The sequence below is a fragment of the Nocardioides sp. genome (genome assembly GCF_035547795.1).
Lineage (GTDB): Bacteria > Actinomycetota > Actinomycetes > Propionibacteriales > Nocardioidaceae > Nocardioides.
Genome location: NZ_DASZUF010000114.1, coordinates 1 through 13236, shown reverse-complemented (window position 1 = coordinate 13236; position 13236 = coordinate 1). Strand labels below are relative to the sequence as shown.

General features: G+C 70.2%; 11 protein-coding genes. 2 read left to right on the top strand and 9 right to left on the bottom strand.

The genetic code is table 11. The features are described 5' to 3' along the window. The 7 genes from VHA72_RS07865 to uvrC form a co-directional block, all read right to left on the bottom strand. A partial coding sequence (locus tag VHA72_RS07865; protein WP_325573964.1) for a hypothetical protein occupies positions 1 to 189 on the bottom strand: 189 nt, incomplete at its 3' end. A 62-nt stretch (positions 190 to 251) separates the two neighbouring features. Next, positions 252 to 1151: a carbohydrate ABC transporter permease gene (locus tag VHA72_RS07860; protein WP_325573962.1), complete on the bottom strand. Its 900-nt coding sequence runs from the start codon at positions 1149 to 1151 to the stop codon at positions 252 to 254. Beyond that, entirely contained in the window at positions 1151 to 2188 is a 1038-nt protein-coding gene (locus tag VHA72_RS07855; protein ID WP_325573960.1) for a carbohydrate ABC transporter permease, read from the bottom strand. Before VHA72_RS07855 ends, VHA72_RS07860 begins: the two co-directional genes overlap by 1 nt. Before the next feature lie 9 nt (positions 2189 to 2197). Then, positions 2198 to 3523, bottom strand: a complete 1326-nt coding sequence (locus tag VHA72_RS07850) for an ABC transporter substrate-binding protein (RefSeq protein ID WP_325573958.1) — start codon at positions 3521 to 3523, stop codon at positions 2198 to 2200. 146 nt (positions 3524 to 3669) lie between these two features. After that, positions 3670 to 4632 carry a gluconeogenesis factor YvcK family protein gene (locus tag VHA72_RS07845; RefSeq protein WP_325573965.1) on the bottom strand — a complete coding sequence of 321 codons (963 nt, stop codon included), beginning with the start codon at positions 4630 to 4632 and terminating at the stop codon, positions 3670 to 3672. 98 nt (positions 4633 to 4730) lie between these two features. Continuing rightward, positions 4731 to 5609, bottom strand: a complete 879-nt coding sequence (gene rapZ / locus VHA72_RS07840) for an RNase adapter RapZ (protein WP_414689770.1) — start codon at positions 5607 to 5609, stop codon at positions 4731 to 4733. Then, positions 5606 to 7627, bottom strand: coding sequence for an excinuclease ABC subunit UvrC (gene uvrC / locus VHA72_RS07835; RefSeq protein WP_325573954.1), 2022 nt, complete (start codon positions 7625 to 7627; stop codon positions 5606 to 5608). The genes rapZ and uvrC overlap by 4 nt, the downstream gene beginning before the upstream one ends. Before the next feature lie 78 nt (positions 7628 to 7705). Between uvrC and VHA72_RS07830 the strand changes: the two genes are divergently transcribed. Then, positions 7706 to 9001: a tetratricopeptide repeat protein gene (locus VHA72_RS07830; RefSeq protein ID WP_325573952.1), complete on the top strand. Its 1296-nt coding sequence runs from the start codon at positions 7706 to 7708 to the stop codon at positions 8999 to 9001. A gap of 35 nt (positions 9002 to 9036) precedes the next feature. Here the strand turns inward: VHA72_RS07830 and VHA72_RS07825 are convergent, their stop codons facing one another. Together VHA72_RS07825 and uvrA are read right to left on the bottom strand one after the other, a co-directional pair. Continuing rightward, positions 9037 to 9453 (bottom strand): Rieske (2Fe-2S) protein, encoded by a 417-nt coding sequence (locus VHA72_RS07825; RefSeq protein WP_325573950.1) that lies wholly within the window; start codon positions 9451 to 9453, stop codon positions 9037 to 9039. A 98-nt stretch (positions 9454 to 9551) separates the two neighbouring features. Beyond that, positions 9552 to 12470 carry an excinuclease ABC subunit UvrA gene (gene uvrA / locus VHA72_RS07820; RefSeq protein ID WP_325573948.1) on the bottom strand — a complete coding sequence of 973 codons (2919 nt, stop codon included), beginning with the start codon at positions 12468 to 12470 and terminating at the stop codon, positions 9552 to 9554. A gap of 127 nt (positions 12471 to 12597) precedes the next feature. Between uvrA and VHA72_RS07815 the strand changes: the two genes are divergently transcribed. Next, on the top strand, positions 12598 to 13236 hold a 639-nt coding region (locus VHA72_RS07815; protein WP_325573946.1), incomplete at its 3' end, for an MBL fold metallo-hydrolase.

The window sequence follows — 13236 nt, the reverse complement described above, 5'->3', positions numbered from 1 at the left end:
CTCGGTCACCTCGGCGAGCCGGGTCGGCGCGCCGGCGGTCATCTCGCCGGCCATCGGCGCGACGACCTCGCCGCCGTGGTCGATCCAGAAGCCGACCAGCTGGGCCAGCTTCTCCTCGAGGGACATCCGGGCGTGAAGGGCGGCGACGCGGGCGGACACACCTGGCGTCGCCGCGGGTTGTGTGGTCACAGGAGGGCTCTTTCAGGTCGAGAGCGAAGTGGGGACGGGGCCGGATCGCGGCCCGAGGTGGGTCAGCCCTTGACGGCGCCTTGGAGGCCGCCGACGATGCGACGCTCGAACGCCGTGAAGAAGAGCAGCGCCGGAATCATCGAGAGCGACGTGAAGGCGAGGACCGAGGCGGTGTCCGAGGCGTACTGCGAGTGGAACTGCTGAACGCCCAGGGGCAGCGTGAAGTTCTGGGTCTTGCTCAGCACGAACAACGGCAGCAGGTAGCTGTTCCAGCTGGCGATGAACGTGAGGATGCCGGTGGTCAGCACACCCGGGAGCGAGAGCGGCAGCACCATCCGGAAGAAGAACCCGAGACGACCGCAGCCGTCCACCGCCGCAGCCTCCTCGATCTCCATCGGGATCGCCTGGAGGAACGGCACCAGGATGATGATCGTGGTCGGCAGGCCGAAGGCCACCTGCGGCAGGATGACGCCGACCAACGAGTCGATCATGTGCATCTTGGTGAGCAGGATGAACAGCGGCGTCACGGCGACCGTGATCGGGAACATCAGGCCGGCCGCGAAGAGGCCGAACATGAGCCCGCGACCGCGGAACCGGTAGCGCGCGATCACGTAGCTGGCCGAGAGGCCGAGCCCGATCACCAGCAGGGTGGTGACGCCGCCGGCGATGACGGAGTTGAGGAACTCGCGCCAGAACGTCGACGTGTGCAGCACGTGGGAGTAGTTGCCGATCCGCCAGGGGCTCGGCAGGCCGGCCGGGTTCACCGTGAGCTGGGAGTTGTCCCGGAAGCCGCCGAGCACGATGTACGCCACCGGCGCGACGGTCAGGGCGATCACGACCAGCGCGACGAAGTAGACCGCCGGGCTGCCCCAGGGCAGCGGCCTCTTGGCGGGGCGGCCGCTGATCCGCCGCGCGGGGCGGTTGTGCCGGGGAGCCGACGCAACGGTGGTGGTCGTCGTCATCAGCGCTTGCCTCCATCCGTCGTCGCGCCGGCGATGTCGCGCCTGAGCACGAAGCGCTGGTAGAAGAGCGCGACGATGAGCGAGATCAGGAACAGGACCACGGCGACGGCGTTGCCGTAGCCGTAAAGGTTGGTACGCGGGCCGTAGTGCGCCATGTAGGTCGCCATGGTCGAGACACCGTCCCGGTCGACGTTGAACTCACCCCAGACGATCCAGGGCAGGTCGAAGAGCTGCAGCGCGCCGATGATGGAGAGGAACGCCCAGATCCGGATCGTCGGCCCCAGCAGCGGGAGCGTGATGCTGCGCTGCATCTGCCAGTACGACGCGCCGTCGATCGCGGCCGCCTCGTAGAGCTCCTCGGGGATGTTCTGCAGGCCCGCCATCAGCAGGATCACCGCGAAGCCGAGGTACTTCCAGGTGAGGATCGCCATCAGCGTCCACAACGCCATGTGAGGACCGAGCCACTCGATCTTCACCTGGCCGAAGACGTGCATGTCGGTGAGCAGCCCGTTGATGGCGCCGTTGACCGGCAGCATCAGGCTCAGGCCCGTCCCGGCGATGACCTCGGAGACCACCCACGGCACGAAGACGAGCACCCGGATGATCGAGCGGCCCTTCATCTCGCGGTTGAGGAGCAGCGCCAGCAGGATCGCGATCGGCCCCTGGATGATCAGCGAGAGGGCGACGATCTCGAAGTTGTGCAGGACGGCCCGGTGGAACTCCGGGTCCGTCAGGATGACCTTGTAGTTGTGCAGGCCGATGAAGTCGGTCGGCGGCCCGAAGCCCTTCCAGCGATAGAAGCCGTAGTAGACGGCCGCGAAGACCGGCACGATCACGAACGTCACGAAGACGACGATCGCCGGGCCGGAGAGGAGCGTGATCTCGAAGCGCTCTCGCCAGCTCGCGCGCCGGCGCGGTGCGCGCCGGCCGCTGGCTGCCCCCGTCGAGGGCGGCACGGAGGCCGTGCCGCCCTCGAGCGGGGTGACGCTGTCGAGCGAACTCTCCAGGGCGGGGGCCGCCTGGGGGGATTCACTCATGAGCTGCTGTTACCCCTTGGAGGAGGCGTTGTTGACGGCGTCGATGATGCTCTGGGGGTCGCTGGTCTTGCCCGACATGAAGTTGACCACGGCGCTGTTGAGCGCATTGCCGATGTTCGAGCCGAACAGCGTGTCGAGGAACAGCACCGAGTACTTGGCGTTGTTGCTGGCCTCGAGTGCGGCCTTGGTGGCCGGGTCCGTCACGCTGGCCTGAGCGGCCTTGTTCGCGGGGATGGTCTGGAACGCGGTGGCGTACTTGGTCTCCTGGTCGGTGGTGGCCAGGAAGTTCAGGAAGTCGCTGCACTCCTTGGGGGCCCAGGCCGAGCAGGAGTAGCCGTCCGCGCCCTGCATCATCGCCGAGGGGTCACCCTTGCCGTCGGAGGTCGCCGGGAACGGGAAGTAGCCCAGGTCCGGCAGCGGCTTCTTGTTCGGCGTGAGGTCCCCCACGACGCCGGGCTCCCAGGCGCCCATGAGCTCACCGGCGACCTTGTGGTTGGCCAGCAGGCCGGCGGTCGAGGCGGCGCTGCCCTGAGCGGCGGTGTTGAACGGGTCGCTCTCCCACGGGTCCGTGGCGTTGAACTTGCCGAGGTCCTTCGCGGCCTGCAGGAAGCAGGGGTCGTCGAGCTGCGCGCTGGTGGCGGCCTTGTTCAGCGCGTCCTGGCTGCAGTCGCGCACCGCGAACATGTAGTACCAGTGGCCCGCCGGCCAGCCGTCCTTGCCGCCCACGGCCAGCGGCGTGCCGGCGGCCTTGAGCTTGGCCGCGTCGGCGCTCAGCTCGTCGATCGTCGTCGGCGGCGTGGTGATGCCGGCCTTCTTGAACAGGTCCGTGCTGTACCAGATGCCCTCCGGCGTCACCGACAGCGGGATGCCGTAGGTCTTGCCTTCAGCCTGGTAGATCGACAGCGCGCCGGCGCTGATGTTGGTCTTCACGTCCGACGAGACGGTGATCGGGCTGAGCTGGCCCGCCTGGACCATCGCCAGCATCTTGCCGCCGCCGCGCTGGTACATGATGTCGGGCGCCGAGCCCTTGCCGGCCTGGAGCGCCGTCTGGAGCTTGCCGTCGTAGTCCTCGTTCTGAACGCTCTGGACGGTGATCGTGACGTTCGGCTCCTGAGCCTGGAACGCCTTGGCCGCGGCCTTGAAGAAGTCGACGCCGGGGCCGGTGGTCGAGTTGGTCCACAGGGTCATCTTGACCGGCGCGGACGAGCTGCCGCCGGTCGACCCAGTGGACGCGTTGTTGTCAGAGCTGCCTCCACACGCGGCAGTCGTCAGCAGCAGGCCCGCCGCAACGGCACCCAGCGCCGCGTGGCGGACCTTCGGGGAGATCAAGGACATCAAGCACCTCGTTGTGTGTCGGTCGGCGTGTGAAGCACGCCACAGGTGGCACGGAGCCTGTCAGGTTGAGCGGCCCGAGTCAATCGTTATCGATAACGTTTTCGCAATCTGATGAGGAACTCCTCACACACCGGTGCTCGAATCCGTCAGCGGCTCGCGAAGATCCGACGGTACGCCGCCGCCAGCCGCTCCGGGTCGTGTCGTGGCGACCCGTCGCTCATCGCGATCTCCTCGACCACGAGCCTGGCGCCGTACGCGTCGACGACCTCGGCCAGCTCGTCCAGTCCCTCCATCGAGGCGTCGGCGAGCACGGTGTCGACGGTGATGTCGGGCGCATGCTCGGCCAGCACCGCGAGATGGTCGGCCGGCCCGAAGCCTGGGGTCTCCCCCGCCTGCTCGGCCAGGTTGAGTACGACCAGGAGCCGCGCGCTCGTGCTCGCCAGCGCGTGCCGCAGCATCGGCACCATCAGGTGCGGGATCACGGAGGTGAACCACGATCCCGGACCGATCACCACCCAGTCGGCGGTGGCGATCGCCTCCAGCGCCGCCGGGCTGGCCGGCGGATCGGGCGGGTCGAGCGCGATCGAGGTGATCACGCCGTCGGTGGTGGCGACCTCGACCTGGCCGCGGACCGACGTCAGCACGTCCGGGTCCTCGGGGACCAGGCCGCGCACCTCGGCGGTGATGTCCATCGGCACCAGCGCCATCGGCAGCACCCGGCCCTTCGCGCCGAGCAGCCGGCAGATCCAGTCCAGCGCCTCGACGTGGTCGCCGAGCAGCTCCCAGAGGCCGACGATGAGCAGGTTGCCGAGGTTGTGGCCGTTCATCTCGCCGTCGCCCGCGAACCGATGCTGCAGCACCTTGGCCCAGGTCACGCCCCACCGGTCGTCGCCGCACAGCGCCGCCAGCGCCATCCGCAGGTCGCCGGGCGGCAGCACCCCGAACTCACCCCGCAGCCGGCCTGAGGAGCCGCCGTTGTCGGCGACCGTCACCACGGCGGTGAGCTGGTCCAGCGTCAGGTCGTCGACCAGCAGGCGCAGTGCCGACAGCGACGCGTGCAGGCCGTGGCCGCCACCGAAGGCGACCACCGCCTGGGCGCGGTCCTCGATCGGCGGCGCAGGGCTCGGCGCAGGGCTCGGCGCAGTCCTCGGGCTCGGCCCGCCGCGACCGCGCAGACGCGACCGCAGCGACCGCGTGCGCGGCGTGCTCACTCCCGCCCCAGGTCGCGGTGGGCCGTCGTCGCGTCGTGGCCCAGCTCCCGCAGCCGCCGGGCAATCTCCTCGGCCATCGCCACGCTGCGGTGCTTGCCGCCGGTGCAGCCGAGCGCCACCCGCATGAACCGCTTGCCCTCACGCAGGTAGCCCGGCGCCACCCCGGCCAGCACCGGGACGTAGCCGTCCAGGAACTCCTGCGCGCCCGGCCGGGTGTAGACGTAGTCGGCCACGTCGGGGTCGGTGCCGTTGTGCGGGCGCAGCTCCGGCACCCAGAACGGGTTGGGCAGGAAGCGCATGTCGGCCACGAAGTCGGCGTCGACGGGGATGCCGTACTTGAACCCGAAGCTGATCACCGTCACCTTCAGCCCGACCGCCTCGGGCGTGCCGAACGCGTCGGCGATCCGGTCGGTGAGCTGGTGCACGTTCAGCGCGGTGGTGTCCACCACCAGGTCGGCCTTGGCGCGCAGGTCGCCGAGGACGCGCCGCTCCCGCTCCAGGCCGTCGAGCAGCCGGCCCGAGCCCTGCAGCGGGTGCGGCCGGCGCGCGGCCTCCTGGCGCCGTACGAGCACCTCGTCGTCCGCGTCGAGGAACAGCAGCGTGGTCTGCCGGCCGCGGATGTCGCTCGAGACCTGTCCGATGAGCTGGTCGAAGAATGCCCCGGACCGTACGTCGACCACCACCGCGAGCCGCTGCGATCGCCCGCGCGACTCGTCGACCAGCCGGACCACGTCCGGCAGCAGGCTGGGCGGGAGGTTGTCCACGACGTAGAAGCCGAGGTCCTCCAGCTCCTTGGCGGCCGTGCTGCGGCCCGCGCCGGTCATCCCGGTGACCACGACCAGCTCGCCCGGGCGCGCTGCGTCCTGCGTCATCACATCTCCTCGCCTGTGTCGAGCTCCGTCGAGATGATCTCGCCGGTGGTGACGTTGACGGCAACCCTAGGGGCCTTGGCGCTCTTGGCGACCGCCTCCTTGATCGAGGCGGCCGTGGCGGGGCCGATCCCGGGCACCTGCGCGATCTCCTCCGCGGTGGCCTGCCGGAGCTTCTTCAGCGAGCCGAAGTGCTTGAGCAGGGTCTTGCGCCGCACCTCCCCCAGCCCGGGCACGTCGTCGAGCACGCTCTCCACCATCGACTTGCTGCGCCGGTTGCGGTGGTGGGTGATGGCGAAGCGGTGCGCCTCGTCGCGGATGCGCTGCAGCAGGTAGAGCCCCTCGGAGGAGCGCGGCAGGATCACCGGGTCCTCCTCCCCCGGCACCCACACCTCCTCCAGCCGCTTGGCCAGGCCGACCACGGGGATGTCGTCGATGCCGAGCTCATCGAGCGCGCGCTGGGCCGCCGCGACCTGGGGCGCGCCGCCGTCGACGACGACCAGCCCGGGCGCGTAGGCGAACTTGCGCGGCCGGCCGGTCTCGGGGTCGACCAGCATCGGCCCCGCGGGCCCTTCGGGATCGGCGGTCGAGGAGCCCTCCCGAGGGACGAGCGAGGGCGCCTCGCGACCCTCGTCGAGCAACCGGCGGAACCGACGGGTGATCACCTCGTGCATGGCCCGGACGTCGTCGGAGCCCTCCTGCCAGCGGATCACGAACCGGCGGTACTCACTCTTGCGTGCCAGGCCGTCCTCGAAGACCACCATGCTGGCCACGATCTCGGTGCCCTGCAGGTGGGAGATGTCGTAGCACTCGATCCGCAGCGGCGCCTCGTCCAGCTCGAGCGCGTCCCGGATCTCCTCCAGCGCCCGGTTGCGGGTGGTCAGGTCGCTGGCCCGCTTGGTCTTGTGCAGCGCCAGGGCCTGCTTGGCGTTGGCCGCCACGGTCTCCTGCAGGGTCCTCTTGTCGCCGCGTTGCGGCACCCGGATGTGCACCTTCGCGCCGCGCACGTCCGAGAGCAGCGCCTCCATGGTGGCCGGGTCCGGCGGCAGCGCGGGCACCAGGATCTCGCGCGGGATGGCCTCGGCGTCCTCCCCTGCGTACAGCTGGAGGAGGAAGTGCTCGACCAGCTCGGGAGTGTCGCCCTCCTCCACCCGATCGGCGACCCAGCCGCGCTGGCCGCGGATCCGGCCGCCGCGCACGTAGAAGATCTGCACGCCGACCTCGAGGGGGTCCTCGGCCAGTGCGATCACGTCGGCGTCGGCGCCGTCGCCGAGCACGACGGCCTGCTTCTCCAGCGCGCGCTGCATCGCGGCCAGGTCGTCGCGCAGCCGGGCCGCGCGCTCGAAGTCGAGCTCGTCGCTGGCGGCGTACATCTGCTTCTCGATCCGCTTCATGAACCCGGCCGTGTGGCCGCCCATGAAGTCGCAGAAGTCATCGACGATGCGGCGGTGCTCCTCGGCGCTGACCCGGCCGACGCACGGGGCGGCGCACTTGTCGATGTAGCCGAGCAGACAGGGCCGGCCGATCTGCTGGCTGCGCTTGAACACGCCGCTCGAGCAGGAGCGCATCGGAAAGACCCGCAGCAGGATGTCGACGGTCTCGCGGATCGCCCAGGCGTGGCCGTAGGGGCCGAAGTAGCGGGTGCCCTTGCGCTTCGCTCCCCGCCCGACCATCACCCGCGGGAACTCCTCGCTCAGCGTCACCGCGAGCCATGGATAGGACTTGTCGTCGCGATACTTGACGTTGAACCGCGGGTCGAACTCCTTGATCCAGCTGTACTCCAGCGCCAGCGCCTCGACCTCGGTGTTGACCACCGTCCACTCCACGCTCGCCGCGGTGGTCACCATCGTGGCGGTGCGCGGATGGAGGTTGGCGATGTCCTGGAAGTACGACGTCAGGCGGGGCCGCAGCGACTTGGCCTTGCCGACGTAGATGACCCGGCCCTTAGCGTCGCGGAACCGGTAGACCCCGGGCTGGGTCGGGATCTCCCCCGGCTTCGGCCGGTAGCTGCGCGGGTCTGCCACATCTTCACCTTAGAGGCCGGGTCCGACACTCCCGGCGGCCGTGTCGACTCCGTTTGTAATGTGTCTTACTCTACTTACATGACTCTGGTCGATCCCTACGGCTACGGCCTGACGACGAGCGCCCCGGCCGCCGCCGCCTACTGTCGCGGCGTCCTCGACGTGCTGCGGCTGCGCGGGGGCGCGCTCGAACACCTCGCCGAGTCGATCGCGCACGACCCCACCTTCGCGCTCGGACATGCCGCGTTGGCGCTGCTCGGGCACGAGATGTGCGCTCCCGTCGACGTGCCGGCCCGACTGCAGCAGGCCCTCCTCCACCGGGGGCGCCTCACCGAGCGGGAGCGCAGCCACCTGCACGCCGTCGCCGCCCACGTCGGCGGCGACCCGCGGCCGCTGATCGACCATCTGGCCGCCTACCCCCGCGATGCGCTGCTGCTGTCCACCGCCGTGCCGACCATCGCCTTCGCCGGGGTCACCGAGGTGCCCGAGGAGGCCTGGGCGATCGTGGAGCGCTGCATCCCCGCGTACGGCGAGGACTGGTGGTTCCTGGGCCTGCTCGCATTCGTGCGACAGGAGCAGCACCGCTTCGACGAGGCGATGGCGCTGTCGTGTCGCTCGCTCGCGGTCGAGCCCGGCGCCGGTCACTCGGCGCACGCCCGCGCGCACGCGCACTACGAGACCGGCGACCACCAGGCCGGGCTGGCGTGGATGGATGCCTGGGTGCGCGGCGATGGCGCCGGCATCGACTCGCTCTCGCACTTCTCCTGGCATGCGGCGCTGCACGAGTTGTCGCTGGGTGACCTGGACGCGGTGCGGCGCCGCTACGAGTCCCAGCTAAGGCCCGGCACGGCGCTGGGCTGCCGGGGCCTGGTCGACTCCGGGTCGCTGCTGTTCCGCTGGGCGCTGACCCCGGGGGCCTGCGACGTACCCTCCCTGGAGGAGGTCGTCAGGGTGACGGGGCCGGGAACGCTGGAGCGGCCCGCTACGCCGTTCCTGGCACTGCACACCGCGATCGCCCTGCTCGCCGTCGGCGACGTCACCGCGCTGCGCCGACTGGCCGGCTGGGCGGCCGGCCACCGGCATCCGACATTCCGCGAGGTGGTCGCGCCGCTGGCCGGCGCGCTGGTCCTGATGTCGGCCGGTGCCTGTGGGGCGGCGGCGGACGAACTGGCCCGGCTCGCCCCCGGCGTCCGTCGACTCGGTGGCTCCGACGCGCAGCGCGAGATCGTCGAGGAGGTCCGCATCGCCGCGCTGCTGCGTGCCGACCGGTGGGACGAGGCTCGCAGACTGCTGGAAGCGCGGCTGGACCGTCGGCACTCGCCCCGCGACGAGGCCTGGCGCCGTACGGCCGCCGCGCCGGCGGTCGTCCCGGGCTGAGCTGAGCCGACGCACGACCTGCCGGCGGGAGGCGGCTACGCGGTCGCGATCTCGTTGCCGGCGACGGTGAGCTTGGCCGTCTGCAGCGGCTGGGTGGCGGGGCCGTTGACGACCGAGCCGTCCTTGATCGAGAACCGGCTGCCGTGGCAGGCGCAGTCGATCGTGCCGTCGGCAACCGAGGAGACCTGGCAGCCCTGGTGGGTGCAGGTCGCCACGAAGCCCTCGAAGGTGCCCTGCGTCGGCTGGGTCACCACGACGTTGGCGCTCTGGTAGATCTTGCCGCCGCCCACCGGCACGTCGCTGGTCGGCCCGAGCTTCTGCGGGCCGTTCGTGGCGGCGGACTCGCTGTCGACGGCGTCTCCCGAGCCACACGCCGCCAGCAGCGGCACGCCGATCCCGGCGACGGCCACCGCGCCCACAGCCTGGCGGCGGGTGAACTTGCGCTCGGTCACGACTGGTCCTCTCCTCGATGGTTGAACTTCACACTACGTTCCGGCCACGCCCGGTCCGAGGAAAGAACCTGTGAAGTGGCCGAGAATCGTCTGACCGGTCAGCGGCGCCCCGCGACCGCCTTCTTCGTGGTCGCGGCCCGCTTGCGCGGCTTGGCGGTCGGTTGGACCGCCTCACGACCCGCCAGCAGCGGCTGCAGGAAGCGGCCGGTGTGGCTGGCCGGGTTGGCGGCCACCTGCTCCGGCGTGCCTTCCGCGACGACCATGCCACCCCTGTTGCCGCCCTCGGGACCCATGTCGATGATCCAGTCGGCGGTCTTGATGACGTCGAGGTTGTGCTCGATGGTGAGCACCGTGTTGCCCTTGTCGACCAGGCTCTGCAGCACGCCGAGCAGCTTGCGGATGTCCTCGAAGTGCAGCCCGGTGGTCGGCTCGTCCAGGACGTAGACCGTGCGCCCGGTGGAGCGCTTCTGCAGCTCGGCGCTGAGCTTGACCCGCTGCGCCTCGCCGCCGGAGAGAGTGGTCGCCGGCTGCCCCAGCCGGACGTAGCCCAGCCCCACCTCGACGAGTGTCTTGAGGTGCCGCGCGATCGCCGGGACGGCGGCGAAGAACTCCACCGCCTCCTCGATCGGCATGTCGAGGACCTCACCGATGTTCTTGTGCTTGTAGTGCACCTCGAGCGTCTCGCGGTTGTAGCGGGCGCCGTGGCACACCTCGCACGGCACGTAGACGTCCGGCAGGAAGTTCATCTCGATCTTGATGGTGCCGTCACCGTGGCACGCCTCGCAGCGGCCGCCCTTGACGTTGAACGAGAACCGGCCCTGCTGGTAGCCACGCATCTTCGCCTCCGGCGTGGCCGCGAAGAGCTTGCGGATGTGGTCGAAGACCCCCGTGTACGTCGCCGGGTTGCTCCGCGGCGTGCGCCCGATCGGCGACTGGTCGACGTGGATGACCTTGTCGACGTTCTCCAGGCCGCTGATCTTGGTGTGCCGCCCGGGGACCGCCCGGGCGCCGTAGATCTCCTTGGCCAGCGAGGTGTAGAGGATGTCGTTGACCAGGGTCGACTTGCCCGACCCGGAGACGCCGGTGACGGCGACGAAGACGCCGAGCGGGAACGTCACGTCGACGTTCTTCAGATTGTGCTCGCGGGCGCCGTGCACGGTCAGCTCGCGGCCCGCGGTGAGCGGCCGACGCAGCTCGGGCACCGGGATCTGGCGCTTGCCGGTGAGGTACTGACCCGTCATCGACCGCTCGTTGGCGAAGAGCTCCTTGACGGTGCCGCTGTGCACCACGTGACCGCCGTGCTCGCCGGCCCCGGGGCCGATGTCGACGACCCAGTCGGCGACCCGGATGGTGTCCTCGTCGTGCTCGACGACGATGAGCGTGTTGCCCAGCTCCTTGAGCCGGACCAGCGTCTCGATCAGCTTCTGGTTGTCGCGCTGGTGCAGGCCGATCGAGGGCTCGTCGAGCACGTAGAGCACGCCGACCAGGCCCGCACCGATCTGGGTGGCCAGCCGGATCCGCTGCGCCTCGCCGCCGCTCAGCGAGCCGCTCGGCCGATCGAGGGACAGGTAGTCCAGGCCGACGTCGAGCAGGAAACGCAGCCGCTCCTGGATCTCTTTCAGGACCCGCTCGGCGATCTGCTTCTCCCGCTCGCTGAGCACCACGCGCTCGAGGTAGGCGCTGGCCTCGTTGATCGGCAGCGCGCAGACCTCGGCGATGTTCTTGCCGCCCTTGTCGCGCTCGCCCAGGGTGACCGCCATCGAGACCGGCTTGAGCCGGCTGCCGTTGCAGGACGGGCAGGGCACTTCGCGCATGAAGCCCTCGAACCGCTCCCGGCTGGTGTCGGACTCGGCCTCGCGGTGCCGACGCTCGACGTAGGACCGCACGCCCTCGAAATCGGCGTCGTAGGCCCGCTGGCGGCCATAGCGGTTGGTGGTGACGACGTGGACCTTGTGGTGGTGCCCGTCCAGGATCGCCTTGCGCGCCGGCGCCGGCAGCTCCTCCCACGGCGTGTTGAGGTCGAAGCCGATCTCCTGGCCGAGGGCGCCCAGCAGACGCAGGAAGTACTCCGCGATGTGCGCATGGCTCCACGGCTGGATCGCGCCCTCCCCGAGCGTGGCGCGCGGGTTGGGCACGACGAGCTCCGGATCCACCTCCATCCGAGTGCCGAGACCCGAGCATGCCGGGCAGGCGCCGAACGGGCTGTTGAAGGAGAACGAGCGCGGCTCGAGCTCGTCGGTGTCGATGGCGTGCTCGTTGGGGCAGGCCATCTTCTCGCTGAACTTCAGCTGCTCGCCGGTGTCGACGAAGTCGAAGACCACCAGCCCCCCGGCCAGCGTCAGCGCGGTCTCCACCGAGTCGGTCAGGCGTCGCTTGCTCGACTCCTTGACCGCGAGCCGGTCCACGACCACCTCGATGGTGTGCTTGCGCTGCTTGTCCAGCTTCGGCGGCGCGTCCAGCGTGTGGGTCTCCCCGTCGACCCGGGCGCGGGAGTAGCCCTGCTGCTGGAGCTGGGCGAAGAGCTCGACGTACTCCCCCTTGCGGCCGCGGATGACCGGGGCCAGCACCTGGAAGCGGCGTCCCTCCTCCAGCGCGAGGATGCGGTCGACGATCTGCTGCGGGGTCTGCCGCTCGATCGGGGCACCGCATGTCGGGCAGTGCGCCCGCCCGGCGCGCGCGTAGAGCAGCCGGAGGTAGTCGTAGACCTCGGTGATGGTGCCGACGGTCGAGCGCGGGTTCTTCGACGTGGACTTCTGGTCGATGCTCACCGCCGGCGAGAGGCCCTCGATGAAGTCGACGTCGGGCTTGTCCATCTGGCCCAGGAACTGCCGGGCGTAGGCGGAGAGCGACTCGACGTAGCGGCGCTGACCCTCGGCGAAGATGGTGTCGAACGCCAGGCTCGACTTGCCGGAGCCGGACAGGCCGGTGAAGACGATCAGCGCGTCCCGGGGAAGATCGAGGGAGACGTCCTTGAGGTTGTGCTCCCGGGCGCCCCGGATGATGAGCTGGTCGGTCACGACTCTCCTCAGAACGATCGAACAGGTGTTCGCTATCCTACGCCGCCACGCCAGTGTGTCGGCACTCGCCATGCACGATGCCACGGCCCACTGACAACTTTGGAACGACCGGTGCCACGATGGGACGGTGACCTACACCGGAGAGGTGACGCCCGGCGGACCCGCCGACGTCCGTGAGCTGCCCGAGCTGACCATCACCAAGGTCGCGGTCGACCCGACGATGTCGAACAACTGCTACCTGCTGGCCTGCCGCGCGAGCGGTGAGCAGCTGCTCGTCGACGCGGCCGCCGATGCCGGCGCGCTGCTCTCGCTGATCGGCGAGTCGGGGCTCCAGACGGTCGTCACCACGCACCAGCACTGGGACCACCACCGTGCGCTGGCGGAGGTCGTCGCGGCCACCGGCGCCACCACGGTGGCGGGTACCGCCGACGCGGCCGCGATCACCGAGGCCACCGGCGTACCGATCGCGCGCGGGGTGGGCCAGGGCGACACCGTCGCGGTGGGGTCCTGCACGCTCGAGGTGATCGCCCTGCGCGGCCACACCCCGGGCTCGATCGCCCTCCTGTACGACGACCCGCACGGCCACCCGCACCTGTTCACCGGCGACTCGCTCTTCCCCGGCGGCGTGGGCAACACCTTCGGTGACGAGGGCGCCTTCGCCTCGCTCATCGACGATGTCGAGGAGCGCATCTTCCAGCGGTTGCCCGACGAGACCTGGTTCTACCCCGGCCACGGCAACGACTCCACCCTCGGCGCGGAGCGGCCG

Coding starts and splice junctions, on each gene's coding strand:
- VHA72_RS07860 (WP_325573962.1), bottom strand. CDS start 1,151: ATGACGACGACCACCACCGTTGCGTCGGCTCCCCGGCACAACCGCCCC.
- VHA72_RS07855 (WP_325573960.1), bottom strand. CDS start 2,188: ATGAGTGAATCCCCCCAGGCGGCCCCCGCCCTGGAGAGTTCGCTCGAC.
- VHA72_RS07850 (WP_325573958.1), bottom strand. CDS start 3,523: ATGTCCTTGATCTCCCCGAAGGTCCGCCACGCGGCGCTGGGTGCCGTT.
- VHA72_RS07830 (WP_325573952.1), top strand. CDS start 7,706: ATGACTCTGGTCGATCCCTACGGCTACGGCCTGACGACGAGCGCCCCG.